23 protein-coding genes and 1 tRNA gene are annotated in these 26,911 nt (G+C 63.5%); 10 read left to right on the forward strand and 14 right to left on the reverse strand.

Features of this window, described 5'->3' with window-relative positions:
- Positions 1–109 precede the first annotated feature (109 nt).
- A complete protein-coding gene (locus X727_RS157510) occupies positions 110–1,285 on the forward strand; it encodes an aromatic ring-hydroxylating dioxygenase subunit alpha (RefSeq protein ID WP_023744680.1) in 1,176 nt (391 codons plus the stop codon).
- 7 nt (positions 1,286–1,292) lie between these two features.
- Here the strand turns inward: X727_RS157510 and X727_RS157505 are convergent, their stop codons facing one another.
- Positions 1,293–2,492 (reverse strand): MFS transporter, encoded by a 1,200-nt coding sequence (locus X727_RS157505; RefSeq protein WP_023744679.1) that lies wholly within the window; start codon positions 2,490–2,492, stop codon positions 1,293–1,295.
- Between the two features lie 233 nt (positions 2,493–2,725).
- Here X727_RS157505 and X727_RS157500 point away from each other — a divergent pair, with 233 nt between their 5' ends.
- Entirely contained in the window at positions 2,726–3,736 is a 1,011-nt protein-coding gene (locus tag X727_RS157500; protein ID WP_023744678.1) for a DUF1624 domain-containing protein, read from the forward strand.
- Between the two features lie 120 nt (positions 3,737–3,856).
- Positions 3,857–4,315 (forward strand): isoprenylcysteine carboxylmethyltransferase family protein, encoded by a 459-nt coding sequence (locus X727_RS157495; RefSeq protein WP_050591274.1) that lies wholly within the window; start codon positions 3,857–3,859, stop codon positions 4,313–4,315.
- 308 nt (positions 4,316–4,623) lie between these two features.
- Here the strand turns inward: X727_RS157495 and X727_RS157490 are convergent, their stop codons facing one another.
- Together X727_RS157490 and mgtE are read right to left on the reverse strand one after the other, a co-directional pair.
- The gene (locus tag X727_RS157490; protein WP_023685221.1) at positions 4,624–5,010 is read right to left on the reverse strand and encodes a MerR family DNA-binding transcriptional regulator; all 387 of its coding nucleotides are present in this window, start codon (positions 5,008–5,010) and stop codon (positions 4,624–4,626) included.
- Between the two features lie 158 nt (positions 5,011–5,168).
- Complete coding sequence (gene mgtE / locus X727_RS157485) at positions 5,169–6,587, reverse strand: magnesium transporter (protein WP_023741622.1); 1,419 nt, start codon at positions 6,585–6,587, stop codon at positions 5,169–5,171.
- 267 nt (positions 6,588–6,854) lie between these two features.
- Here mgtE and X727_RS157480 point away from each other — a divergent pair, with 267 nt between their 5' ends.
- From X727_RS157480 to sucD, 5 genes are all read left to right on the forward strand, one after another.
- Positions 6,855–7,520 (forward strand): response regulator transcription factor, encoded by a 666-nt coding sequence (locus tag X727_RS157480; RefSeq protein ID WP_023741623.1) that lies wholly within the window; start codon positions 6,855–6,857, stop codon positions 7,518–7,520.
- A 145-nt stretch (positions 7,521–7,665) separates the two neighbouring features.
- Entirely contained in the window at positions 7,666–8,856 is a 1,191-nt protein-coding gene (locus X727_RS157475; protein WP_023833857.1) for an aminotransferase class V-fold PLP-dependent enzyme, read from the forward strand.
- A gap of 10 nt (positions 8,857–8,866) precedes the next feature.
- Complete coding sequence (locus X727_RS157470) at positions 8,867–9,841, forward strand: CoA ester lyase (RefSeq protein WP_023690973.1); 975 nt, start codon at positions 8,867–8,869, stop codon at positions 9,839–9,841.
- A gap of 18 nt (positions 9,842–9,859) precedes the next feature.
- Positions 9,860–11,044, forward strand: a complete 1,185-nt coding sequence (locus X727_RS157465) for a malate--CoA ligase subunit beta (protein WP_023833858.1) — start codon at positions 9,860–9,862, stop codon at positions 11,042–11,044.
- A gap of 128 nt (positions 11,045–11,172) precedes the next feature.
- Entirely contained in the window at positions 11,173–12,072 is a 900-nt protein-coding gene (sucD, locus tag X727_RS157460; RefSeq protein ID WP_023712719.1) for a succinate--CoA ligase subunit alpha, read from the forward strand.
- Positions 12,073–12,099: 27 nt separating this feature from the next.
- Here sucD and X727_RS157455 read toward each other — a convergent pair whose 3' ends face one another.
- Positions 12,100–13,032, reverse strand: a complete 933-nt coding sequence (locus X727_RS157455) for a TauD/TfdA family dioxygenase (RefSeq protein ID WP_023833859.1) — start codon at positions 13,030–13,032, stop codon at positions 12,100–12,102.
- A 400-nt stretch (positions 13,033–13,432) separates the two neighbouring features.
- Between X727_RS157455 and X727_RS157450 the strand changes: the two genes are divergently transcribed.
- Positions 13,433–14,512, forward strand: a complete 1,080-nt coding sequence (locus X727_RS157450; protein ID WP_023685214.1) for a histidine kinase dimerization/phosphoacceptor domain -containing protein — start codon at positions 13,433–13,435, stop codon at positions 14,510–14,512.
- Between the two features lie 669 nt (positions 14,513–15,181).
- Here the strand turns inward: X727_RS157450 and X727_RS157445 are convergent.
- Positions 15,182–15,266: transfer RNA gene (locus tag X727_RS157445), tRNA-Leu, on the reverse strand.
- 338 nt (positions 15,267–15,604) lie between these two features.
- Here X727_RS157445 and lipB point away from each other — a divergent pair.
- Positions 15,605–16,348, forward strand: a complete 744-nt coding sequence (gene lipB / locus X727_RS157440; protein WP_023670798.1) for a lipoyl(octanoyl) transferase LipB — start codon at positions 15,605–15,607, stop codon at positions 16,346–16,348.
- Between the two features lie 19 nt (positions 16,349–16,367).
- Here lipB and X727_RS157435 read toward each other — a convergent pair whose 3' ends face one another.
- From X727_RS157435 to nuoN, 9 genes are all read right to left on the reverse strand, one after another.
- Positions 16,368–17,618: a peptidase M50 gene (locus X727_RS157435; RefSeq protein WP_023700369.1), complete on the reverse strand. Its 1,251-nt coding sequence runs from the start codon at positions 17,616–17,618 to the stop codon at positions 16,368–16,370.
- 461 nt (positions 17,619–18,079) lie between these two features.
- Positions 18,080–18,763 carry an ABC transporter ATP-binding protein gene (locus X727_RS157430; RefSeq protein ID WP_023690966.1) on the reverse strand — a complete coding sequence of 228 codons (684 nt, stop codon included), beginning with the start codon at positions 18,761–18,763 and terminating at the stop codon, positions 18,080–18,082.
- Positions 18,760–20,106 carry a lipoprotein-releasing ABC transporter permease subunit gene (locus tag X727_RS157425; RefSeq protein ID WP_023670801.1) on the reverse strand — a complete coding sequence of 449 codons (1,347 nt, stop codon included), beginning with the start codon at positions 20,104–20,106 and terminating at the stop codon, positions 18,760–18,762. Before X727_RS157425 ends, X727_RS157430 begins: the two co-directional genes overlap by 4 nt.
- On the reverse strand, positions 20,103–21,431 hold the full coding sequence (gene proS / locus X727_RS157420) for a proline--tRNA ligase (RefSeq protein WP_023833860.1): 1,329 nt from the start codon (positions 21,429–21,431) through the stop codon (positions 20,103–20,105). The genes X727_RS157425 and proS overlap by 4 nt, the downstream gene beginning before the upstream one ends.
- A gap of 728 nt (positions 21,432–22,159) precedes the next feature.
- Positions 22,160–22,444 carry a DUF1467 family protein gene (locus X727_RS157410; protein ID WP_023833861.1) on the reverse strand — a complete coding sequence of 95 codons (285 nt, stop codon included), beginning with the start codon at positions 22,442–22,444 and terminating at the stop codon, positions 22,160–22,162.
- A complete protein-coding gene (gene mce, locus X727_RS157405; protein WP_023744673.1) occupies positions 22,441–22,845 on the reverse strand; it encodes a methylmalonyl-CoA epimerase in 405 nt (134 codons plus the stop codon). Before mce ends, X727_RS157410 begins: the two co-directional genes overlap by 4 nt.
- A 97-nt stretch (positions 22,846–22,942) precedes the next feature.
- The gene (locus X727_RS157400; RefSeq protein ID WP_023744672.1) at positions 22,943–24,616 is read right to left on the reverse strand and encodes a ribonuclease J; all 1,674 of its coding nucleotides are present in this window, start codon (positions 24,614–24,616) and stop codon (positions 22,943–22,945) included.
- Positions 24,617–24,648: 32 nt separating this feature from the next.
- Positions 24,649–25,470 carry a biotin--[acetyl-CoA-carboxylase] ligase gene (locus tag X727_RS157395; RefSeq protein WP_023670806.1) on the reverse strand — a complete coding sequence of 274 codons (822 nt, stop codon included), beginning with the start codon at positions 25,468–25,470 and terminating at the stop codon, positions 24,649–24,651.
- Positions 25,471–25,474: 4 nt separating this feature from the next.
- A complete protein-coding gene (nuoN, locus tag X727_RS157390; protein ID WP_023706136.1) occupies positions 25,475–26,911 on the reverse strand; it encodes an NADH-quinone oxidoreductase subunit NuoN in 1,437 nt (478 codons plus the stop codon).

Consider the following 26,911-nt stretch of genomic DNA (forward strand, 5'->3'; position numbering starts at 1 on the left):
TCCCGTGTCCAGGACATGATTATGCGCCGCGCCTGCAACCGGCAATGCGGCACTCTGATTGACAAACGATTTGCCGGGGTGTCGGCTGACGCTTCATAGGAAGCCAGCCATGCATCCCAGCCCGAGCGAGCGCGACCCCTATAACGGCCTGAGCCGGGCCGAACCGACGCTACCGTCGTCGGCCTATTGGGATAGCGAGGCTTACCAGCGCGATCTCGACGCCATCTGGCACAAAAGCTGGCTGCTCGTCTGCCGCGAGGCCGACCTCGCCCAGCCGCTGGCGTTCAGGACATTCCGCGTCGGCACGCAGGAAATCGTCATTCTGCGGGACGAGACCGGCGAACTGCGCGCCTTCCACAACACTTGCCGGCATCGCGGCTCGCAGCTTTGCCAGGAAAGCGAGGGCCGGCTGAAAGCGCGGCTCATCACGTGCCCCTACCACGCCTGGTCCTACTCGCTGCGCGGCGATCTCGTGCGCGTTCCCTCGAAATCGCTGCCAGATGGTTTCGACAAGGCAGATCATCCGCTCTACCGGGTGGCGCTGTCGGTATGGCGCGGCTTTGTCTTTGTGAACCTTCAGCAGGCTGCGGCCGGCTCCGCCGGGACCTCCTTCGATCCCGCATCCGGCGACCTCGCCAACTGGCCGCTGGAAACTCTGGTATCAGGCCATGTCCTGCGCAAGGTGATGAACTGCAACTGGAAGATCTTCTGGGAGAACTTCAACGAGTGCCTGCATTGCCCAGGCGTCCACAAGGACCTGTCTCGGCTGGTGCCGATATACGGCCGCGGCCTGATGAGCCGGCACGACGACCCCGACTGGGTCCGCCATGCCGACAATGACGCACCGGAGTTTTCGGGTGGCCTGCGCGCCGGCGCCGAGACCTGGTCGCGCGACGGACATGCCCATGGCCCGGTCTTCCCGGGCCTGACGCCGGCCGAGCGTGCGGCCGGACAGACCTATGCCACCAGCCTGCCCTCGATGTTCATCGTCGGCCATGTCGATTATGTCAGGACGGTGCGACTGATGCCGCTCGGTCCCGAACAGACCGAACTCACCGCCGAGTGGCTGTTCGCGCCCGAGGCGCTGGCTGAGACGGACATCGACAATGTCGTCGCCTTCGGCACCCAGGTGCTGGAGGAGGATGCCGCGATCTGCGAGATCAATCAGAAAGGCCTGCGCTCGATGCGCCACCAGGCCGGCGTGCTAATGCCGGAGGAGTACGATCTGCACCGCTTCCACAACTGGGTGCGCGAGCGGCATGCAGCGCTTGAGGCAACCGCCTGATCGGCGACTAAAGCGACTTCGGCAGATAGCGCCAGGAGATAAAGCCGCAAACCGCGGCCAGAATGCCCAGCGTCACGAACACCGAGCCGAGGCCGAAAAACGCCAGCACCACCGAATAGACCAGCGGCGGCGTCAGCTCGGAAAAGTCGAGATAGGTGCGGTAGACCGCGGCCATCTGCGCCCGCTCATAGGACCGCACCGAGCGCATGAAGGCGGTCGAGCCCAGTGCCTCGAGCGCGATGGTGAAGAAGGCGCCGCAGAGCAGGAAAAAGCCCGTAAGCAGCGGCGCGGTAGTGCCGACCGCGCCCGCCGCAAGCAGCGTCGCCGACATCGCGAAATAGGCGAAGGTCATGGTGCGCCGGCCGCCGAAGCGTTTTCCCGCTTTGCCCCAGAAGATCGCCATGAACAACAGCGCATTGCCGGCCGAAACCAGCAGGCCGCCGGCAAGCTTGCCCTCGCCGGTAATCACCATGAACAGCGGCCCGTAGACGAAGAACGTCGTCCAGAAGCAGGAGCGGCCGAAGGCGATCAGCCAGGCCAGCCTGAGCCTGGGTTGTGCTACGAAGCGGCCGATATTGGCCAGCGGATTGGCCGGCCGTGTGTTGCCCGGCCGGATCGACCGGTTGTCGCCCAGCCTGTAGGTCCAGAACAGCGCCAGCAAGGCCAACGCAAACACCGCGACCGCGCCATGCGCGGCATAGATGCCGTAGCGTGTGTAGAGGAAGATGCCGAGTGTCGGCCCGCCGGTCCAGGCCAGCATCGACCACGCCATGCGCAGCGATTCGGCCTGCATGAAATCGGTCTTGCGGATGTGGTCCATGATGTAGAGGTTGAGCGTGATCGACAGGGCGCTCGCCCCCATGACGCGGCACAGCATGCCTGCCAGTTGCCCGGCAAGCGTGTGGGTGACGAAGAACAGCGAGCCTATCGCCAGCAGGCAGGCGCCGGCGGTATAGACCCAGCGCCGGGCAAACCTGCGGATCAAGATCGGCATGAACAAGGTCACCGACAGGCCGAGCAGCGCCACGATGGTGTAGAGGATCGAGACGATCTGCTCGTTGTGCAGAATCTCATAGGCCTGGATCGGGATGACGCTCGACACCGTGGCACGGGCGAAGGATTCGACCGCATAGAGCGAGGCAAAGGTGCGCGCATCCGCCGGACGCAGGGCCGGAAGCCAGATCGGATGGCGCACATGGGTGGACATTTGATCCCCAAATCAGACTCGCGGCGTCAAATCTGCGCTGGCGCTTCCTCCGCCGGTAACAGGAAACCGACCCCTTCCCGGCAAAAAGCGAATTCGGCCAAAGGCTTTCCGGCTCTGGCCTAAAGCGCCGCCCGATGCAGCCGCACGGCGCGACCCGGACCGTAGAGGGCGGCCTTCTTTTGTCCGGTGCAACCGTGATAGTCGTCTTTGGGGCTGAATCAGATCGCGAGACCATGAGCATCCATACCGCACCCCCTGGAGATCAACTGAAGCGAGATCAACCGAAGCGCATCGTCGCCATCGATCTCGTACGCGGCATCGCGCTGATCGCCATGGCGAGCTACCACTTCACCTGGGATCTCGAAAATTTCCACTACACCGACCCCGGCCTCACCGCCGTCGGCTGGTGGAAGATCTATGCGCGCTGCATCGCCTCGACCTTCCTGTTCCTGGTCGGCGTCAGCCTGTTTCTCGCTCATGGCAGGCAGATCCGCTGGACCGGCTTCTGGAAACGTTTTGCCATGGTCGCCGTCGCGGCCGCCGCTATATCGGCGGTCACGTACTTCATCACGCCGGACAGCTTCATCTTCTTCGGCATCCTGCATCAGATCGCGCTGGCCAGCCTGCTCGGCCTTTTGTTCTTGCGGCTGCCGTCCTTGCTGACGCTTGTCGTGGCGGCGGTGGTGATCGCCGGGCCGATCTATTTCCGATCCGAAGCCTTCGATCATCCGGCGCTGTGGTGGGTCGGCCTGTCGGCGATCAACCCGCGCTCCAACGATTACGTGCCGCTGTTTCCCTGGTTCGGCGCCGTGCTTCTCGGCATCGCCGCGGCAAAGTTTGCGTCCACCACCGGCCTGCTGGCGCGGCTGGCCACGCTGGGATCGGGAAGCTGGACCAGGCCGCTCACCTTCATCGGCCGCCACAGCCTGGCTTTCTACCTGATTCACCAGCCGCTGCTGTTCGGCTGCGTCTGGCTGTTCTCGCAGATCGCGCCGGCGCCGGTCGAGACACGGGAAGTGGTCTTCCTCAAGGAATGCCAGGTATCCTGCGAACAGCAGCGCGACACGGAGTTCTGCACCAGCTATTGTGTGTGCATGCTGGACACGCTGCAAAGCGAAGCGGCATTCGACCGGCTCTACAATGGTGACCAGACCCCGGAGTTCAAAGCGCATCTCGGTGAACTCGCCGGCATCTGCACCGCAAGGACGGAGGAGAGTCCGATGACGCAGGGAGGGCAACAATGACCGACAAGCTAGCAAAACCCGGGCTGGCAAAACCCGATCTACCGAGACCACGGCTGATCCCGTGGCCGCCGCTGATCTACATCGCCGCCATCGCCATCAGCATCGTGCTCGGCCTGTTCTATCCCCTGCCCTGGATCGGCGACCTCTTGGGCGACCTTTTGNGCCATCGCCATCAGCATCGTGCTCGGCCTGTTCTATCCCCTGCCCTGGATCGGCGACCTCTTGGGCGACCTTTTGTTTGCCGCCGGCTTTGTGGTGCTGTTTGCCGTCGCAGCCCTCTGGTTCACCGCTATCCGCACCATGATCCGGGCCAAAACGACGATGAACCCCAATGGCGTGCCGGAGCATCTGGTGACGTCTGGCCCGTTCGGCATCACGCGCAACCCGATGTATCTGGCCAACACGCTGCTTTTGATCGGCGTCGCCTTCGTCTCGGGGATCGTATGGTTCCTGCCGCTGGCCCTGATCGCGGCTTTTGCAACGCAGAAGGTCGCCATCGAGAGCGAGGAGAAGGTGCTGTTCGCCAAATTCGGCAAGAAGTACCGCGACTATGCGAAGCGGGTCAGGCGCTGGATCTGAGGCGGGTGTGATCGCTGGCAGGGTTCGCATGCCTTGGCGACTAGCCGAAACGCCCATCTCTTCGTCATCCACGGGCGAAGCAAGGAGCGTAGCGGCGCAGCGCAGACCCGAGGATCCATGCCGCGACGTACAGGCGTTGCCACGTCCAGAATTCTGCACCGCTGCACTCCACGGCCAATGTCACGGAATGGATTCTAGGGTCTCCGCGACGGAGCCTCGCTCCTGCTTCGCCCTAGAATGACGAAGTGTGGAAGGGCTCCGCTAATCGCGAACGTTTGCGACGGGCGCGCAAACGCTCGACGATCCGCTCAGGTATTTACCCCCAACTCCACCAGCCGCTCGACGCAAGACTCCTCCGCCTGGTCGAGCTCCGCCAGCGTCTCCTCGAGATCGCGGCGCTTCTGGCGCAAATCCTCGCGCTTTTCCTCGATGCGCTTGATCATCAGGTTGAGTTGACCGACCTCGCCGGGCGGTTCCTTGTACATCTGGATGATTTCGCGGATCTCGTTGATCGAGAAGCCGAGCCGTTTTCCGCGCATGATCTGACGGATCAGATGCCGGTCAGATGGGCGAAACAGCCTTGTGCGGCCCCGCCGGACCGGTTGCACCAGCCCCTCGTCCTCATAGAAGCGCAGCGTCCGCGTCGACACGTCGAATTCGCGGGTCAGTTCGGTGATCGAATAATATTCCCGCATCTTTGCTCCAAATGTCGGAACATCGGAAAACGCCCGGTCGCCCGGGATTTCCAACGCATTCCGATCAACCCCGTTCCAAGCCGGACTCGGCATGAAACCCCGCGCAAGCCTCGCACCACATTTACGTAAAAGTCAATTGAACCCGCAACGCCTCTTTCTCAAGGGATAGCGAACCACCAGGTGGCCAGCCCGAGGAAGGCAAAGAAGCCAACGACGTCGGTGACCGTAGTGACGAAAACCGCCGACGCCACCGCCGGGTCGATCTTGAACCGGTCGAGCAATAGCGGGATCAGGATACCGGCAAGGGCTGCCACGAACATATTGATGATCATCGCCGCCGCTATGATGCCGCCCAGATTGGGATCGCGGAACCAGACGGCCGCGACGATGCCGATCAGCACGGCGAAGATGATGCCGTTGATGGAACCCACGCCCATTTCGCGGCGGATGATGCGGCCGGCATTGTAGATGTCGAGATCCCTGGTCGCCAGCGCGCGTACCGTGACGGTCATGGTCTGCGAACCCGCATTGCCGCCCATGCCGGCCACGATCGGCATCAGCACGGCCAGTGCCACAATGTGCTCGATGGTGCGGTCGAACAGGCCGATCACCGATGCCGCCAGGAACGCCGTCAACAGGTTGACCAGCAGCCAGGGCACGCGCGAGCGCGAGGTCGAAAGAATGCTGTCGGACAACTCTTCGTCGCCGACGCCGCCCATGCGCAGCAGATCTTCCTCGGCCTCCTGCTGGATGACGTCGACGACGTCGTCGATGGTCAGCACGCCGACCAGCCGCTCGTTCTCGTCGACGACGGCGGCGGACAGAAGATCGTATTGCTCGAAGTCCCGCGCCGCCTCTTCCTGGTCCATGGTGGCCGGAATGGCGTGCCTCGTCTCGTGCATCACGTCTCCGACCTTGGTCGTGCGCTTGGTGCGCAGGATCTGGTCGAGGTCGATGGCGCCGAGCAACTTGAAGCTTGGATCGATGACGAAGATCTGGCTGAAGCGCTCGGGCAGGTTCTTGTCTTCGCGCATGTAGTCGATGGTCTGTCCTATGGTCCAGAACGGCGGCACGGCGACAAACTCGGTCTGCATGCGGCGACCGGCGGTCTCTTCCGGGTAGTCGAGCGAGCGGCGCAGCCTGATCCGCTCGGTGAACGGCAGCTGCGACAGGATCTCGTCCTGGTCTTCCTTTTCAAGGTCTTCGAGAATGTAGACCGCGTCGTCGGAATCGAGGTCCTGCATGCCCTGGGCAATTTGCTCATTGGGCATATTGTCGACGATATCGCGGCGGATCGCCTCGTCGACCTCGGTCAGCGACGAGAAGTCGAAGTCGGCGCCGAGCAGTTCGACTAGGGCGCGACGCTGTTCGGGGTGCAGGGCCTCGAGCAGATCGCCAAGTTCCGACTGGTGCAGGTCGTCGACTTCGCGCTTCAGCGTCAGCGTATCGCGATCGGCGATCGCCGCCCCGATCTGGGCCAGGAATGATGACAGGACGGCGCCGTCCTCGCCATAGATGTCGGCGTGGGCGTCGTCAGCGGCTTTGGCGCCGGTCGTCTGGTCGTCCTGGCGTTCCACCAGCGGCTCCCGCCATGGGAATTTCGGAAAAGGTGCCTGTCAGGTCTAGCGCGCAACGCACGGGAATATCAAACGAAATGCGCCCCGCCCTGCATATGGGCCGGGAGCGATTTCATCAGGATATGACGCCGCCCAGGATTCAGGCGGCGCGACAGCGCATGTCGCTGGGGAAAGAGCACCCCAGCACGGTTGGGGCAGAATTGTCATGATGCAGGTCCAGGCAAAGGCCGGACCCGCCCAGGCGACAACCAGAACAGCCGGAAGCCCTTGAAGATCAGGTCGCAGACGCAGAAGGCAATCGAGGAACGGCGCGTGCGCGTGGTCGTCGCCGAACGCAATCCGCTCGTGATATCGGCGCTGCGCGACATGCTGGACTGCGACGGGCGCTTCGAGCTCCTGGCCTGCGTGCAAAGCGGCAGGCATTTTCTTGAGTTGGCAGCGGAAGGCGAATTCGACGTCGCAATCATCGGGTGGAAGCTTGCCGACATGGACGGCGCCGATGTGCTGGCCGAGGTTCACAGCCGCAAGCTCGGCGTGCGCATCGCGGTGTTTTCCAACGACCACGACATCGGCATCCTGAAGCAGTGCGTGCGGCTCGGCGCCCAGGGCTACTGCTTCCAGTTCGACGATCCGGCGATCATCTTCGAGACCATCCTGGCCGTCGCGCATGGCCGCATATGCATCCCCTACATCGACATCAACAAGGTCAACGACACACCCTTGTCGCTGCTCACGGTGCGCGAGCGCGAACTGCTGGCCGTGCTGTCCGACGGCTGGACCAATTTGCAGATCGCGACGCGCACCGGGATTTCGGAGAACACGGTGAAATACCACCTCAAGAATCTCTACGACAAGCTCGACGTCCGCAACCGGGCGATGGCCGTCGCGCTCTATGCGCGCGAGCGGCGTACCCAGAACCAGCCGTTCGGGTAGGAAAGCGATGAGCCGCGGGTAGGTCACCCGGGTGGGCAACCCCCACCCGCGCGCGGCAAGATGTTACCCCTTGAGGTGTTGTTGCCATTAGCCGTCGAGACGAAACTCCCCTCACCGCTTTGCTGGATCAGGAGGAGTTCGCGACATGGCCGGTTTCATCCATCTTTTCATTCCCGGACCGACCAACATCCCCGAACAGGTCCGGCAGGCGATGAACCTGCCGATGGAGGACATGCGTGCAGCATCCTTCCCCGATCTCACGCTGCCGCTGTTCGAAGACATCAAGACGGTGTTCAAGAACGAGACCGGCCGCGTCTTCATCTATCCCTCCTCCGGCACCGGCGCCTGGGAAGCGGCGATGACCAATGTGCTCAGCCCCGGTGACCGCGTGCTGATGTCGCGCTTCGGCCAGTTCTCGCATCTGTGGGTCGACATGGCCGAACGGCTCGGCTTCGAGGTCGATGTCATCGACTGCGAATGGGGAACCGGCGTGCCGCTCGAGCTCTATGCGGAGCGGCTCAGGGCCGACAAGGCGCACCGCATCAAGGCAGTCTTCTGCACGCAGAACGAGACCGCGACCGGCGTGACCAGCCACGTCGCCGGCTGCCGCGCCGCGCTCGATGACGCCAACCACCCTGCTTTGCTCTTCGTCGACGGCGTCTCGTCGATCGGCTCGATCGACTTTCGCCAGGAGGAATGGGGCGTCGATTGCGCGGTCAGCGGCTCGCAGAAGGGTTTCATGCTGCCCGCCGGCCTCGGTTTCCTCTCCGTCAGCAAGAAGGCGCTGGTGGCCTCGCGGAGCGCCACCCACCGCCGCTGTTTCTTCTCCTTCGAAGATATGATCCGCGCCAACGACGCCGGCTATTTCCCCTATACGCCGGCTACGCAGCTGCTGCGCGGCCTGCGCGCCTCGCTCGACCTGATCGCCGAGGAAGGGCTGGAAAACATCTTCGCCCGCCACCATCGCCTCGCCGAAGGCGTGCGCAAGGCGGTCGACGCCTGGGGCCTGAAGCTCTGCGCCAAGGCGCCGAAATGGCACTCCGCCACCGTCAGCGCCATCCTGGTGCCGGACGGCGTCGACAGCGGCGATGTGGTCAAGCGCGCCTACCAGAAATACCAGACCGCGCTCGGCGGCGGCCTCAACAAGGTGATCGGCAAGGTCTTCCGCATCGGCCATCTCGGCTGGCTGAACGAGGTGATGGTGCTGGCCTCGCTCTCGGCCGCCGAAATGGCGCTGCTCGACTGCGGCGTACGGCTGGCGCCCGGCTCCGGCGTCGGCGCCGCCATCCAGCACTTCCGCGCCTCGGCCGCCGTGCCGGTCGCCGAAGCCGCCTGAGGAGCCGACAATGAGCCACACCATCAACCACCTCAAGAAATTACGGCTGCAGCGCAGCGAGCTGGCGGTTCCAGGCTCCAGCCCGGAAATGATCGACAAGGCGGCCAACAGCGCCGCCGACTTCATCTTCCTCGACATCGAGGATGCGGTCGCCCCGCCCGACAAGGAACGCGCCCGCAAGAACATCATCCAGGCGCTCAACGACATCGACTGGCGCGCCAAGGGCAAGACCGTCTCGGTGCGCATCAACGGCCTCGACACGCACTACATGTACCGCGACGTGGTTGACGTCATGGAGCAGGCCGGTGACCGGCTGGACACCATTTTGGTGCCGAAGGTCGGCGTGCCGGCCGACCTCTACATGGTCGAGGCCATGGTCAACCAGATCGAGATGGCAAAGGGTTTCAGGACCCGCGTCGGCCTCGAAGCGCTGATCGAGACCGCGCTCGGCATGGCCAATGTCGAGGCGATTGCCGCGACACCCGGCCGGCTGGAAGCAATGCATTTCGGCGTCGCCGACTATGCGGCAAGCTGCAAGGCGCGCACGGTCAACATTGGCGGCCTCAACCCCGACTATCCCGGCGATCAGTGGCATTTCGCTCTGTCGCGCATGACCGTCGCCTGCCGCGCCTATGGCTTGCGCGCCATTGACGGGCCGTTCGGCGACTTCTCCGATCCGGAGGGCTACATCGCTGGCGCCAGGCGCGCGGCGGCGCTGGGCATCGAAGGCAAGTGGGCGATCCACCCCTCGCAGATCGCGCTTGCCAACGACGTCTTCTCTCCACCGGAAAAAGAGGTCACCCGCGCCCGGCGCATCCTCGAAGTGCTGAAGGAGGCGGAGGCGCAGGGCAAGGGCGCGGCCGCCCTCGACGGCAAGATGATCGACGCCGCGTCGGAACGCATGGCGCGCAATGTTCTGGTGGTCAACGAGGCAATCGAACGCGCCGGTCAATTCTCTAGTGAGCCGCGCGTCGCCACGCATTGACCGTTCAGGGAGGACAAAATGGACATCCACGAATATCAGGCCAAGGAACTGCTGGCACGCCACGGCGTGCATGTGCCGCGCGGCGGGCTGGCCTACAGCCCCGAGCAGGCAACCTACAGGGCGCGCGAGATCGGCGGCAGCAAATGGGTGCTGAAGGCGCAGGTGCATTCCGGCGCCCGCGGCAAGGCCGGCGGCATCAAGCTATGCGCCAATGACGAGGAAATCTCCGACGCCGCCGAAGCCATGCTCGGCCGCAAGCTGGTGACACAGCAGACCGGCCCGCGCGGCAAGCTGATTTCGCGCCTCTATCTCGAGGAAGCCGTCGACATAGCGCAGGAGCTCTATGTCGGCTTCGTCCTCGACCGCAAGGAAGAGCGCGTCATGATCGTGGCTTCGGCTGCCGGCGGCATGGAGATCGAGGACATCGTCGAGAAGGCACCGAACTCCATCCTGCGCACATCGGTCGATCCCGGCGTCGGCATGCAGCGTTTCCAGGCGCGCGAGATCGCCTTCGGGCTCGGCCTCGACCACAATCTGATCGGCAAGGCGACCGAAACCATCTTCGCCTGCTATCAGGTGTTCCGCGACTACGACGCCTCGATGCTGGAGATCAATCCGCTGGTGGTGACCCGCGACGGCAATCTGATCGCGCTCGACGCCAAAATGTCGTTCGACGAGAACGCGTTGTTCCGCCGGCCGGAAATCTCCGAGCTGCGCGACAAAAGCCAGGAAGATCCGCGCGAAACTTTTGCCAGCGACCGTGGCCTCTCCTATGTCGGCCTCGACGGCAACATCGGCTGCATCATCAATGGCGCAGGGCTCGCCATGGCGACCATGGACATGATCAAGATCGCCGGCGGCGAACCGGCCAACTTCCTCGACATCGGTGGCGGCGCCTCGCCCGAGCGGGTGGCGAAATCCTTCCGCGCCGTGCTCGGCGACAAGAATGTCGAGACCATCCTGGTCAACATCTTCGCCGGCATCAACCGCTGCGACTGGGTCGCCGAAGGCATCATCAAGGCAATACGCGAGGTCGGCGTCAACGTGCCGCTGGTGGTCCGTCTCTCCGGCACCAGGGCCGAGGAAGGCCGCCGCATCCTGGCTGATTCCGGCGAGGCGGTGATCGTCGCCGACACGTTGGCCGAAGCCGCCGAAAAGGCCGTCGCCGCATGGCGCGCGGCCATCAAGAAAAAAGCAGCCTAGAGCCGGATGATTTCAGGTCGAATCGACCTGAAATCTGAATCCGTCTCTAAAATCAAACAGATGGAGCATGATGTCGTCCGAAAACCGCTTCACACTTTTCGGCATCATGCTCTAGGGAGGTCGAGAAAATGGCAATCCTGCTCAACCGCAGCACCCGCGTCATCGTCCAGGGGTTCACCGGCAAGATCGGCAGCTTCCATGCCGAGGACATGAAGCGCTACGGCACCAAGCTGGTCGGCGGCGTCACCCCCGGCAAAGGCGGCCAGAAGCATCTCGGCCTGCCTGTCTTCAACACGGTCAAGGGCGCGGTGCGCGAGACCCGCGCGGAGGCCAGCATCGTCTTCGTGCCGCCGCCATTTGCCGCCGATTCCATCATGGAAGCGGCCGACGCCGGCATAAAACTCTGCGTCTGCATCACCGACGGCATCCCGTCGCAGGACATGATGCAGGTCAAGCGCTACATGCTGCGCTACCGCTACGAGGACCGCATGCGGCTGATCGGCCCGAACTGCGCCGGCGTCATCACGCCCGGACAGGCGCTGATGGGCATCATGCCCGGCAGCATCTATCTGCCTGGCCGCGTCGGCATTGTCGGCCGCTCCGGAACGCTCGGCTACGAGGCGGCGTCGCAGATGAAGTCGCTCGGCATCGGCGTCTCGACCAGCGTCGGCATTGGCGGCGACCCGATCAACGGCTCGTCCTTCAAGGACATGCTGAAACTGTTCGAACAGGATGACGACACCGACGCGGTGGTGATGATCGGCGAGATCGGCGGACCGCAGGAAGCCGAAGCCGCGATCTGGGCGCGCGATAATATGCGCAAGCCCCTGATCGCCTACATCGCCGGCCTCTCCGCCCCCAAAGGCCGCCGCATGGGCCACGCCGGCGCCATCATCTCGGCCTTCGGCGAGTCGGCGCAGGAGAAGGTCGAGATTCTAAAGGACGCCGGGGTGATCATCGTGCCGACGCCGTCGTCGTTTGGCGAGGTGGTTGCAGAGACACTATCACGTATGAAGAAGGCCGCCTGAACAGCGGCCTTCGCGTTCGACCGCGCCTCATGCCGCCTTGTCGGCTGCCGGCTTCGCGACCTTGGTGCGGGTGGCGCTGCGGCGGCCGTCGACGCTGACCGGAATGTCGCCGTCGACCGTGGCGCGACGCACCACCCGGTGCTGGTCGCCGTAATCGTTGACGGCGTAGTGCTGCGTCGCGCGGTTATCCCAGATCGCCACATCGCCGGCCTTCCAGCGCCAGCGCACGGTGTTCTCCGGCGCCGTGACATAGGACTGGAACACCTCGTAGAGCTTCGCCGAATCGCTTTTGGAAAGACCGATCAGCCGTTGCACGAAATTGCCGAGCAGCAGCGAGCGCTCGCCTGTTTCGGGATGGACGCGGACGACGGGATGCTCGGTCTCGTAGATCGTCGAGGTGAAGATTTCCTCGAAGTGCTTCTTTTCCGCAGCACTCGCACGCGGCCGCACCGCGGCGTAATCGTAGGCGTTGCTGTGCACCGCCCAGAGATTGTCGGCCAGCAGCTTCAACGGCTCGGGCAGGTCCTGATAGGCGGCCGCGGTGTTCGACCAGATGGTGTCGCCGCCGGCCGGCGGTATGACGACGCCGCGAAGAACGGAGAATTTCGGATAGGCGTCGACGAAGGTGACATCGGTATGCCATTGGTCGGCGCGACCGCCGCCACGGCTGGAATCGAGTTCGAGAATGGACGCCGTTCCCTTGACGGGACCTTGGGTCGGATGCGGGACGAGGTCGCCGAGACGCTGGGCAAAGCGCTCCTGCCCGGCATCGTCGAGATGCGCCTGGTCGCGGAAGAACACCACCTTGTGCCGCAACAGGATCTGGTTGATCGCCGCGACCGTCTGCTGCGGCAGGTCGCCGGAGAGCCGAATGTTCCTGATCTCTGCGCCGACGCGTCCGGTAAGCGGGACAATATCGGCATCCGGGATGATCTGCTCTACGGGGGTAAGTCCGGTCATGGGAACCTCTTCCTCTAAAGCCGCGGGGCTGGTGGCAATGCTCCGCCGTCTGCCGGCCGCATAGCGATCGGCGGAGCAACTCCCTCATCGGGAGCCGACTTGCTTGGCAACGAGAGCACTGATCTCAACTCAGGAGGCGAAGGCCGCCAAGGCTTGCGAGCAGTACCGAGATCCCATTCAAAGCGTAATTCTACAAATTCCATAGACATTTCTTTTCAAAGTTCGGCGGCCCTGAGAAAAATGCCTTCTGTCCAATTCGTTCGTGAGCGGCAGGCGGTGGAGCGCTGCGCGACGCGGCCCGCACCAGTAGTGACGCTGTCGTATCCCCTTCGATATTGGAGATGGCGGGTGAATTGCATGCCTGATATTGATGGCTTCCACGCATCACGCAGGCGCCGAGATGACAGACTCCGATAAGGCTGACGCTGTCGAGCAATTGCTCGATACGCCTGACCTCGCCACCGCGCTGGAAAGCGACCAGTTCAAGAAATTTCTCGACCAGATGCCGATCGCGATCGCCGTCTCGGAATTGATCGCGAAGGAACGTGTCGTCTACGCCAATCCCGAATTCGAGAAGCTCTCGGACCTCAAGGCGCCGAAGCTTGCGCGGGAAAACTGGGCGGCCCTTTCCGGCAGGGGGCTTCATCGGCAGAAGGACAGGCCGCTCGCCGAGGCTGTCGTTGAAGACACCGATTTCGTCGGCACGTTTCGCCTCGAGCGCGGCGAGGACAAGCCGGCAATCGTCGACGTTTATTCCAACGTTATCGAGGACGACAACGGCAAGCTCTGCTTCCGGCTGGTGGCGCTTGTCGACGTCACGGCACACGGTGAGACCGAGGACGCGCGACCCGCGGAGGAGCTCATCCGGGAGAAGGACACCCTGTTGCGCGAACTGCAGCATCGGGTGAAAAACAATCTGCAGATGATCACCGCTTTGATCCGGATGGAAACCCGCAACGCCACCGAACCGGACCAGAAGCGTTTCGAAAGGCTTGCCGGCCGGGTAGACGCATTGGCAATCCTCTACCAGACCTTGTCGGCTGACCAGCAGAAGGATGAGGTGGATCTTGGCGTGTACCTTAGCCAGATCGCGTCCGCCGTCATGGCGTCGCACGCAGTCGAAGGTATCCGCCTCGACCTTAAGGTGGATACCTATCCGGTATCCATCAACGTTGCCATGCCGACAGGCCTGGTCGTCAATGAGTTGCTGACCAACGCTCTCAAACATGCATTCGTCGGGCGCGATGGCGGCACGATCACGCTGCACAGCGTCGTCAGCGGCGATGGTTGCCGGGTGACTGTCGCCGATGATGGGATCGGTCTGCCGACGGGTGAGACCTGGCCCAGGCCCGGCAAGCTCGGCTCCTTGATCGCGCGGTCGCTGACCGAAAATGCCAAGGCGCAATTCGACGTCAAGTCGAGTGCCGGCGAGGGAACCAGGGTCACCATCGTCTTCAAGCGATCGGCGGCGACGGACTGAGGCTATGCAACGGCGCGCCGGCAAATCCCGGCCGGACAGGTGCTTCGGGCGCTCGCGGGTGTGGCCTTAAGTCGCAAACGATTTGGCTGCAGAAGCGGGGCGCCGGGCTTCTTTGACGGTGCTATCAGCACCATATGTGGTCCACAGCCCTCCAAAACGAGAGAAGCTCGCTCCGACCGGTCGCATCGCGGCCGTCAGCCGGCAATGGCTATGAACCAGGAAACTGAAAACCATCATGCGTGAAAATATCAGACCAGCGTCGAGAGACGTCCCCCTCATTCAGCTAGGCCTGCACCAGTGCCGCTTCCCGGTGAGCGAAGACCGGTCGGTACCCGGTGGTTACCGGTTTTGTGCCGGGCCGACGTCGCCGGATCGCGTCTACTGCGATCACCACCACACCGTCGTGACGGCCGTTGACCCTCGTCGAGCCCGTCCGGGTCTCCATTTCCCGCAACGACGCGCCGCTTAGGTCAACCACATCCCCTGCCCCGCCACCGGCAAAGCCGGGGACTCAGGTGCAGGAGGCTGGCCGGTGCGAGCCAAGCGGCGTTCGCGTGCGGCTCTGCGACCTCTTGTTGCAACTCTGCTGCGGCCGGTTCAAGCGCCAAAGGCGATGATTTGGCGTCGACGGCCTGAGAAGCCGCAATGATTTCAATGGCCGAAAAATTATGGTGCGGTCGAGAAGACTCGAACTTCCACGGGTTGCCCCACAGCGACCTCAACGCTGCGCGTCTACCAATTCCGCCACGACCGCCCGTGGTAGGAGCCGGAACGAACCGGCTCGCGGCGTGTAGCAAATCGTTTCCTGCGAAACAAGGGCGCGGCGCGCAATAATCGCCGCGAATTGGCATATCGGCCTCTACAGCGCCGCGCGTCCTGTGGGACGCGCAAAGGACGCTGCAGCACTTTGATTTGGCGCATGATCCTTTCCGAAGATCGTTCCTATCTTCGGGGTCGTGCGCGAAGGCCGAAATGCGTGGCGAACTGGACGTTTCAGCCGGATACCGCCATATGAAGGGCAAATGCATTTGGCCCCAGAGCGCAAGCCGGTTTCGCCAAGCCGGCGTGCGTCACGCGAAAAACGAAAAAGCCATGACCGAACGCAGCCAGATCGCCACGTCGTTCCTGCCCTTGCCGGGTTCGGCGCCGGTCGAATGGCGCATCGAGCCCGGCCTGACCGGCTACACCGATGCGCTGGCCCTGATGGAAGCGCGCGCCGAGGCGATCCGCACGGGTGCGGCCGCCGAGATGGTCTGGCTGGTCGAGCATCCGCCGCTTTACACCGCCGGCACCAGCGCCCGCATCGAGGACTTGATCGACCCCGACCGTTTCCCGGTCTTTGCCGCGGGGCGAGGCGGCGAATACACCTATCACGGGCCGGGGCAGCGGGTTGCCTATGTCATGCTTGACCTGAAGCGCCGGCGCGAGGATGTGCGCGCCTTCGTCGCCGCGCTCGAGCAGTGGATCATCGGCACGCTTGCCGCCTTCAATGTGCGCGGCGAACGCCGCGAGGACCGCGTCGGAGTCTGGGTGGTGCGGCCCGAGCGCCCGTCCCTGCCCGACGGCTCGCCGGCTGAAGACAAGATCGCGGCCATCGGCATCCGGCTGCGGCGCTGGGTGAGCTTTCATGGCATTGCCGTCAATGTCGAGCCGGATCTCAGCCATTTCAGCGGCATCGTGCCATGCGGCGTGCCGGATCACGGCGTCACCAGCCTCGTCGACCTCGGCCTGCCCGTGACCATGGGCGATTTCGACCTGGCGCTGAAATCCGCCTTCGAGGATGTTTTCGGGGCAGCGGAGTCAACTTCTGCAGAACCGGCTCGCAAGGCCGGCTGAGTCTCGCCTTGACCAACGCTCAAAGCAACCGCGCCGAGGCCCACAACAGCCCGAAACCGTGAATGGCGAAGACGGCCAGCAGCGCGCCGGCCATGGCGAAACGGTCGAAGATGCGGATCGGCTTCAATTCGTGGCGCGGTTTTACCCCGCTACCCACTGTCATCAGGCTGAGGATGGCAAAGACGGCGCCCGCCACCAGCAGAAAGCTTTGGGAAAAGCCGGCCAGCCAGCCAAGCCATAGCAAGGCCGAGAGCAGGGAAAACGAGGCGAGCGCCAGGGCGACCGGCCCCGGGCAGATCTGGCGCAGCACCTGACCGCCGTCGAATTTCCACACCGGCACCAGATTGGCGATGTTGAACAGCGCGGCAAAGCCGGCAAGCGTCGCCAGAAGGGCCGCGGCGAGCCGATGTCCCTCGCCGGATGCGAGCCCGCTGGCGACGATCAGCAGCGGTACCAGGAACGCGGAAAAACCAGCGCCCATCAGCGCCACGAAGGCGACCTCGAAGCGGCTGTCATAAGGCCGGCCGCCAATGGCGATGCCGCCGAGCAGCGGGATAAAGATCATCCGCGCCTTGCGATGACCGGTTAGCCGAAAGGCCGCCATGTGGCCGAGCTCATGCAGGGCAACCACCGAGGTCAGGATCGCGGCCAGCGCCAGGCCGCCGAGATTGAGCCCGAAGAACGGCCAAAGGATGAAAGCCGACAGAACGGCGAAACCGACCTGGCTCAGCGGATGCTCGAACCAGCCGCCCTTGCGATACTGTCCGGTCCTCGCCCAGATCTCCAGCTTGCCGAGCTCGCGGCGCATGGCGAAGTAGCGGAACACCAGGAAGGCGACGCCGCGATAGCGATCGGTCTGACTGAGCGTCACCCGCGTGCCGGCACCTTCCGAGGTGAGTTCGGTGGTCTCATAAAAATCCTTCCAGAACGACGCGTCGAGCGCGGTATCCTCGATGACCCGCATCGAAAAACGACTGCCTTCGACGACGTCCTCGAAGCGCGACCTTCGCTCGATCGGCTGGCCGTCCCGGCCCTCCCAGGACAGCAGGATGCGGGCCGTGCCCTGCCCGTCCAGCGGCTGGGCCGAGAGTATCTCGCCGGACCAGCCGGCATCGCTGCCGAGCGGCCACAGCGCCTGCCAGAGGCGCTGCCGGTCCACCGCAACCACGCGGCTCAGCCGCACCGTGCGCAAACCGAGCGGCGCGGTCATCAGAAGGAAAATCAGTCCGAGATTACCGGCCACGAGAAGGGCCGTCACGATCGGCGACACCTGAGGTTTTTTGCTCCCTGTCTTGGCGGGGCAGCCTAGCGTCATGGCGGCAAGAAAGGCTTAACGGCACAGCGCCTTCCTGCCCGCCTAAAACAGTGCGGCGAACCGCAGTTGCATCACATGGCGCCGATCCAGACAGCCATGGAAACCAGAAACGCACTCATGCACACCAACGAAACGACGTCCTGAACAAGATCGCTCATAACTCTCTCCTGTTGTTGATATGTTCGTATTTTGTTCTAACTTTGTTCGAAAGTCAATGAGCGGAAAGCGGCATGCCGACGAATCCTGACAGCCGGTTTGGGCAGGGTTAAGGAAAGGTTGACGGGGTGACGGCAGTGCTGACGCAGGGCGCATCCCATGCCTTTGCGATCGGGACACGCACCAATCACTTCGTGATCCTAGGGCGGAGCAAGGAGCGCAGCGACGCGGCGCAGACCCTAGGATGAGGAAGTTGGGGCCTACAACGGAACGACCTTGCCATCCGCCAACGTCACCCGGCGGTCCATGCGCGAGGCGAGTTCGTGATTGTGGGTCGCGATCAGCGCGGCAAGGCCGGACTGCTTGACCAGCGCGCCAAGCGCCTCGAAGACATAGGACGCGGTGACCGGGTCGAGATTGCCGGTCGGCTCGTCGGCCAAAAGCAGCAAGGGCGCATTGGCGACGGCACGGGCGATGGCGACGCGCTGCTGTTCGCCGCCGGACAGCTCCGACGGACGGTGCGACGCGCGCTTGCCGATCTGCATATAGTCGAGCAGCTGTGCTGCGCGCTCCGACGACTCCTTGCGCGAAAGCCCTTTGATCAGCTGCGGCATCATGATGTTTTCGAGCGCCGAAAACTCCGGCAGCAGATGATGGAACTGATAGACGAAGCCGACATCGTTGCGGCGGATTGCCGTGCGTTCGTCGTCGGAGAGCCGTCCGCAGGCGCGGCCGGCCAGAATGACGTCGCCGGCGTCGGGGCGCTCGAGCAGGCCCGCCGTGTGCAGCAGCGTCGACTTGCCGGTGCCCGACGGCGCCACCAGCGCCACCATCTCGCCGCGTTTCAGCGAAAAGTCGGCGCCGTTCAAAATGGTGAGCTTGCGCGGCCCCTGGACATAGTGCCGCTCGACGCTCTTCAGCTCGATAATGATCTCGGACTTCATTCGTATCTCAAGGCCTCGACCGGATCGAGCCGTGCGGCGCGCCATGCCGGAAACACTGTTGCCAGGAAGGACAGGCCGAGCGCCATCAGGATGACATAGGTGGTCTCGCGCGGGTCCATCTTTGCCGGCAGCTGGCTGAGGAAATAGAGTTCCGGATTGAACAGCACCTTGCCGGTCATCCAGGAGAAGAACTGGCGGATGGATTCGATGTTGGTGCAGATGAGCACCCCGAGCAGCACGCCGGCCAGCGTGCCGGTGACGCCGATCGCAGCACCCGTCATCAGGAAGATGCGCAGGATGGCGCCGCGCGAGGCGCCCATTGTGCGCAGGATGGCGATATCGTGGCCCTTGTCCTTCACCAGCATGATCAGGCCGGAGATGATGTTGAGCGCCGCCACCAGCACGATCAGCGTCAGGATCATGAACATGACGTTGCGCTCGACCTGCAGTGCTGAAAAGAACGTCTCGTTGCGCTGGCGCCAGTCGACCATGTCGATCGGCCGTTGCGCCGCCGCATCCACCAGCGGTTTCAGCGCGTCGACATTATCGGGATTGTCGACATAGATCTCGATCGTCTGCGCCCTGCCGTCCATGTTGAAATAGAGCTGCGCTTCGGAAAACGGCATGTAGACGATGGAGCTGTCATACTCCGACATGCCGACCTCGAAGATCGCCGCCACCTTGTAGCCCTTCAGCCGCGGCGTCGTGCCCATCGGCGTCACATCGCCGTCCGGCGAGATCAGCGTGATGGTGTCGCCGAGCACAAGGCCGAGATTCTCCGCCATGCGCTTGCCGATGGCGACGCCATCGCCGGAGTCGAAGCCGTCAAGCGTGCCTTGCTTGACGTTTTGGGCGACGATGGCGATCTTGCCGAGGTCTTCGGCCCTGATACCGCGCACCAGCGCGCCCATGCCGCCGCCGACATTGCCTTGCGCCAGGACCTGGCCGTCGATCAGCGGTATCGCGTATTTGACGCCGGCCACGCCGTTGATGCGGGCTGCGACCTGCGCATAGTCCTCAAGCGGCGAATCCAGCGGCTGCACGATCAGATGGCCGTTGACGCCGAGGATGCGGGTCAGAAGTTCGGCTCGAAACCCGTTCATGACAGCCATGACGACGATCAGCGTGGCGACGCCTAGCATGATGCCGAGGAAGGAGATCGAGGCGATGACCGAGATCACCGTCTCCTTGCGGCGCGACCGCAAATAACGCCAGGCGACCATGCGTTCGAACATGGAGAACGGGCCGGCGACCGGAGACTTGGTGACCGGAGACTTGGCGACCGGAGACTTGCCAACCGGAGACTGGGCTACCGAAGACTTCGCTGCCGCGGCTTCGCTCATGCGGTTGCACCGAAGCGTTTCCTGGCCTCCGCGACCGGCAGCGTATCGCGCTCGCCGGTCCGGCGGTTCTTGATCTCGATCTCGCCGGCGGCCACGCCGCGCGGCCCGACGATCACCTGCCAGGGCAGGCCGATCAGGTCTGCGGTGGCGAACTTGCCGCCCGGCCGCTGGTCGGTGTCGTCGTAAAGCACATCCTTGCCGGCGCTGGTGAAGGCGGCGTAGAGCTCGCCGCAGACGCGGTCGCACTCGGCGTCGCCGGCCTTCATGTTTATCAGGCCGATGTCGAACGGCGTCACCGCTTCCGGCCAGATGATGCCGTTATCGTCATGGCTGGCCTCGATGATCGCTGCCACCAGCCGCGACGGACCGATACCGTAGGAGCCGCCGGAAACGAAATGATCCTTGCCGTCGGGCCCGGTCACCTTGGCGCCCATGGGCTTGGAATATTTGTGGCCGAAATGAAAGATGTGGCCGACCTCGATGCCGCGCGCCGAGACCCGGTCGGCCTCGCCAAGCTTGTCCCAGGCCGCCTCGTCATGCATCTCGTCGGTGGCGGCGTAAGGCATCGTCCACGTCTTGACGATGTCGGCGATCTCGCCGTCATTGCCGAAGTCGGTTTTCTCGCCGGGCACCTGCAGCGACAGATATTCGCGGTCGCAATAGACCTGGCTCTCGCCGGTGTCGGCCAGGATGATGAATTCATGGCTGAGATCGCCGCCGATCGGCCCGGTGTCGGCCCGCATCGGAATGGCCTGCAGCCCCATGCGCGTGAACGTTCGGAGATAGGATACGAACATGCGGTTATAGGCGGCCTTCGCGCCCTCGAAATCGAGGTCGAAGGAATAGGCATCCTTCATCAGGAATTCGCGCGAGCGCATGACGCCGAAGCGCGGCCGCACCTCGTCGCGGAACTTCCACTGGATGTGGTAGAGGTTGAGCGGCAAGTCCTTGTACGACTTGACGTAGGCGCGCACGATCTCGGTGACCACTTCCTCATTGGTCGGACCGTAGAGCATGTCGCGGTCCTGCCGGTCCTTGATGCGCAGCATCTCCTTGCCATAGTCGTCATAGCGGCCGCTTTCGCGCCACAGATCGGCCGACTGGATGGTCGGCATCAGGATTTCCAGCGCGCCGGCGCGGTTCTGCTCCTCGCGGATGATGCGGCAGACCTTGTCGAGCACCAGCTTGCCCAGCGGCAGCCAGGAAAAGCTGCCCTGCCCCTGCTGGCGGATCATGCCGGCACGCAGCATCAGCCGGTGCGAGACGATCTCGGCCTCGCGCGGATTTTCTTTCAGGATGGGCAGGAAAAACTGCGACAAACGCATGGACAGGTCCGTGAGAGAGGAGGCTGCGCCGGAATCGGCGCGGCTGGCTTGCTTGCCCCGGCTTCATAGCTATTTCGTGACGGAATGGAAACCCGACCGGCCGCATCGGTCCGAAATCGCAAAAATCGATTCTTCTTCCAAAGACCTTCGCACCGAAAACGATAATGCTTTTGATGCAAAATGATGACCCTGACTCCGAAGTGCTCACACACGCTTTGCGCGTCCGGGCGACGCGGCACACCTGACCAGATTAAGGCGGCAGCCCCGGTGTTGTTCGTTTCGCAAGCAAAGCCTGCCGCACTATTGTGCACTGCAGCACAGATTGCCCGATTGCGGGCAAAATTCTGCGTGACAATTTCATCAGGGTTAGGCTAGTGTGCCCCGATAACCGAGAGGGTGGAGAAAAATCTGCTCTCCTACGCGGTCAAAGTCTTGGGAGGATGCGATCTAGGCGCGGTTACCCGCTGCCGCCGGAAACCGGAAAACAGATCGGAACGCGTTTAAATTGCAAGGCCTTGTGCCTTGCATTTTTTTTGCCCGATCATCTGGTTAGATCAACCTGTTCCCAAATCACGTGAGCTTGCGTCAGCCTGATACCCAGCCGTGATTCTAATGCGGGTGGGCTATGCCTGGCCGCCGATTGCGCATCGCAAGCTGGTGAGCCAAAACCCGAGTTTGGCGCTCCGAAACAGGCACAAACCCACCCGATCCATCGGCAGAAACAGGTTTTAGTTAGCCGGCGCCTGGGTGGCTTCGGGGATGATGTGCGGGACTTCGTCGAGGCTGTAGCCCAGCCCGTGCGTCAGGCCGTAGAAAACCCCCATGACGACAGCCGTGACGATGGTGGTGCGGATCACGGCGCGCAGCATATGCGGTCCGCGCGGCGCGCTCGCAACCGTGCCCAGCGTCACGTCCTGGTCTTCATCCTGCGTCTTGACGCTGAACGGCAGCACGATGAACAACATCAGCCACCAGGTGATGAAGAACAGCGCGGCAAATGAAATCCAGCTCATGCCTGTTCCAGTTCGACCAACGTGCCGAAGAAATCCTTGGGATGCAGGAACAGCACCGGCTTGCCGTGAGCGCCGGTTTTGGGATTGCCGTCGCCCAGCACGCGGGCGCCGCTCGCTGTGAGGTGATCGCGCGCGGCAAGGATGTCGTCGACCTCGTAGCAGACATGATGCATGCCGCCCGAGGGGTTCTTGTCCAGAAAGGCCGCGATCGGCGACCCCTCGCCCAGCGGCTCCAGGAGTTCGATCTTGGTGTTGCCGACATCGACGAACACCACCGTCACGCCATGCTCGGGCAAAGCCCGCGGCGCGGTGACCTTCGCGCCAAGCGTATCGCGATAGGCCGCGATCGCCGCGGCCAGGTCCGGCACGGCAAGCGCTACATGGTTCAGGCGTCCCAGCATGAAGTGCTCCACAAGTTAAGGGAGTAGGGAATGGGCAGTAGGCAGTAGTGATACATCTGCATTTTTCTCCACTGCCTACTGCCTACTGCCTATTCCCTCACCTCGTCACAAACACCGTCACCAGCGGCTTCTTGCCCCAGGCTTCGTTGGCGGCGCCGCGCACGGCGCGGCGCACCGCTTCCTGCACCAGGTCGAGGTCCTTGCGGCGCTGGCGAGGGATCGAGTCCACCGCGCCGACGGCCGCGTCGAGCATCAGATCTTCCATGTTGTCGCCGCGGGCATCGGCCTCGGCGACGCCGATGGCGACCAGGTCTGGATCGCCGGCGAGCTCATATTTGTCGTCGAGCACGACATTGACCGCGACATGGCCGGCGAAGGATAACTTGCGCCGGTCGCGTATGCCCATCGCCTGGTCGGTGCCGATCAGCCTGCCGTCCTTGTAGATGCGGCCGAACGGCACCTGGTCGATGATCGTGGCCGGACCCGGCGCCAGCCGCAGCATGTCGCCGTCGCGCACTTGCGCCACCTGGCCGATGCCGGAGGTCGACATCAGCGACCCCTGCGCCACCAGATGCGCGGCTTCGCCATGCACGGGAACGCCGATCTGCGGCCGCACCCACTCATACATCCTGCGCAATTCGCTGCGGCGGGGATGGCCGGAGACATGCACCAGCGCGTCGCCATCCTCGATGATCTTGATGCCGAGGTCGATTAGGCGGTTCTTGATCTCGAGGATCGCCTTCTCGTTGCCGGGAATGGTGCGTGAGGAAAACACCACCGTGTCGCCCGCCGTCAGCGACACCGATTTCATCTCGTCGCGCGAAAGTTTTGCCAGCGCCGCCAGAGACTCGCCCTGGCTGCCGGTGCAGATGATGACCAGGTTCTCGCGCGGGATGAAGCCGAAATCCTCTTCGGCGATGAACTCCGGCAGCCCGTCCATGTAGCCGAGTTCGCCGGCGACATCGATGACCCGCTTCAGCGAGCGGCCGAGCACCAGGCACTGGCGGCCGGCATCGCGCGCCGCCTTGGCGATGGAGACGATGCGTCCGACATTGGAGGAGAAGGTGGTGACGGCGACACGGCCGACAGCGCTCTGAATGACGCCCCTGAGGCCTTCGCCGACCGCCACTTCCGACGGCGATTCGCCTTCCCTGAGCGCATTGGTCGAATCGCAGACCAGCGCCAGCACACCCTTGTCGCCATAGGCGCGAAACCGCGCCTCGTCGGTTTTCGGACCGATCGTCGGTTCCGGATCGATCTTCCAGTCGCCGGTATGGATGACGGTGCCGGCCGGCGAGGTGATCGCCAGCGACATCGGCTCGGGGATCGAGTGCGCCACCGGAATGGCCTCGATCGAGAACGGGCCGACAGTGAATGTTTCGCCTGCCCGGTAGATCGTCACCGGAATTTTCTTCGGCGCGCCCTGCTCGCCCTGGCGCTTGGCGTCCAGCAGGCCGGCGCTGAACGGTGTCATCCACACCGGCGCCTTCAGCTTCGGCCAGATGTCGAGCAGCGCCCCGTAATGGTCTTCATGCGCATGGGTGATGATGATGCCGCGCAGGCCGGCGAGGTTCTCCTCGATGAAGCGGGTATCGGGCAGGATCAGGTCGACGCCCGGGTGCGCTGCGTCGGGAAAGGTCACGCCGACATCGACGACGATCCACTCGCGCGCGCTAGGCGGCCCATAGCCGTAAAGGGCGAAGTTCATGCCGATCTCGCCGACGCCGCCGAGCGGCACGAAGACGAGTTCGGCGTTTTGCGCTTTCGCCATCAAATTTCCCTTCCCGGCCCTTGCGACCAGCCCTAAATCTTTGCCGACGCGACGGCGCCGAAATGCACGTCGCCGGCGGCTACCGTCACGACCGACCCCTCATCATCGCGGATCACGAAACGGCAGTCCGCGTCAATGGTCTCGAAGGTACCGCGCACCACATTCCCGTCAATCCTGACAGCAACCTCGCCGCCAAGCCCCGCCGCGCGCGCCAGCCAGCGACGCCGGATGGCGTCGAGCCCGCGTCCGTCGTCCCACAGCCGGGCATTGTCGGTCCAGGCATCGGACAGCGCCAAGAACAGCGTTTCGGCGTCGCATGTCGCGCCCAGTGCCTGAAGCGATGTCGCCGGATACGGCAAATCCGGCGGATGCGCCACCACATTGACGCCGATGCCCACCGCCACCGCGAAACGGCCGCCATCGAGAATGGCCGATTCCAGCAGGATGCCGGCCAGCTTGGCGCCGGAGGCCAGCACATCGTTCGGCCATTTCAGCTCGAAGCGGTTCTGCCCCTGGCTGGCGCCGTCGAGGCCGATGGCGATCCTGCCCTTCGGCACCACGGCGTCGAGCGCATCGGCCAGCGACAGGCCGGCGACGAAGCCCAGCGTCGCCGCCAGACGCAACTCACCGCCGGTGATGACCAGCAATGTCGCCGCCAGATTGCCCTCGGGCGATACCCAGGCCCTGCCGCGGCGGCCACGGCCGCTTTCCTGCTTCTTGGAAACGACCCACAATTTGCCGGGATCGCCTGCCCTTGCATGGTCCAGCGCCAGCGTGTTGGTGGAACCCACACTGTCATGCGCCTCGAGCCGGAACCCTTCCGTCTCAGAGGTTGGAGCCAGCCGAAATGCCATCCGGTCAGAAAAATGTCTTGGCGGCGGCTTCGGCGTAGGTCGCGATCGGACCGCCGATCAGCACATAGAACAGCACGAAAGCGCCGGAGACACCAAGCACGAGGCGCAGCTCAACCGCCATCGGCACGAAGCCGCCGGCCGGTTCGTCGAACCACATGATCTTGATGATGCGCAGATAGTAGAAAGCGCCCACCACAGAGGCCAGCACGCCGATGATCGCCAGCGCATAGAGGTTGGCGTTGATGGCGGCGAGGAACACGTACCATTTCCCCCAGAAACCGGCGAGCGGCGGGATGCCGGCCAGCGAGAACATCAGGATGGTCAGGATCGTCGCCATGATCGGGTTGGTCGACGACAGACCGGCGAGATCGCTGATCTGCTCGACATTGCCTTCCTTGCGCCGCATGGCGAGGATGAAGGCGAAGGTGCCGAGCGTCATGACCAGATAGATCAGCATGTAGATGGCGACGCCGCGCACGCCGGCCTGGCTGTTGGCGGCAAGGCCGACCAGCGCGTAGCCCATATGGCCGATCGAGGAGTACGCCATCAGCCGCTTGATGTTGGTCTGGCCGATGGCGGCAAAGGAGCCGAGCGCCATCGAGGCGATCGAGATGAAGACGATGATCTGCTGCCAGTCGGAAGCGATCGGCTTGAAGGCGCCCATGGTGACGCGCACGATCAGCGCCATCGCCGCCATTTTGGGGGCAGCCGCCAGGAAAGCGGTGACCGGCGTCGGTGCGCCCTCGTAGACATCGGGCGTCCACATATGGAACGGCACCGCCGAAATCTTGAAGGCGAGGCCGGCCAAAACGAAGACCAGGCCGACGACGAGGCCGAGCTGGCGCTCACCGCTGCCAAGCGCCGAGGCGATTTCCTGGAAGCCGACATTGCCGGTGTAGCCGTAAATGAGGCTGATGCCGTAAAGCAGCATGCCCGACGACAGCGCGCCCAGCACAAAATACTTCAAACCGGCCTCGGTCGAACGCAGATTGTCGCGGTTGATCGCGGCCAGCACGTAGATCGCCAGCGACTGCAGCTCGAGGCCGAGATAGAGCCCGATCATGCCGTTGGCCGAGATCATCAGCATCATACCGAGCGTGCAGAGCAGGATCAGCACCGGGTATTCGAACTTGTCGAAATGCTCCTGCCTGGCGAAGCGCATCGACATCACCAGCGTCACCGCCGAACCGATCAGCGACAGCACCTTCATGAAGCGGGAGAACGGATCCTGGATGAAGGCGTTGCCGTAGGCTGCGCCCTGTCCCGTGGGAAAGATCAGCCATAGGCCTGCGATCACCAGCACGGCGACGGCAAGGACAGTCACCAGAATGGCAGTGTTGGCGCGCGAATAGGCGCCCACCATCAACAGCGCCAGCGCGCCGATGGCGAGGATCAGCTCCGGCGTCGAGAGCGAAAGGCTGGAATAAAGGTCCGGCGTCAT

Source organism: Mesorhizobium sp. L103C105A0, from assembly GCF_000502215.1.
GTDB lineage: Bacteria > Pseudomonadota > Alphaproteobacteria > Rhizobiales > Rhizobiaceae > Mesorhizobium.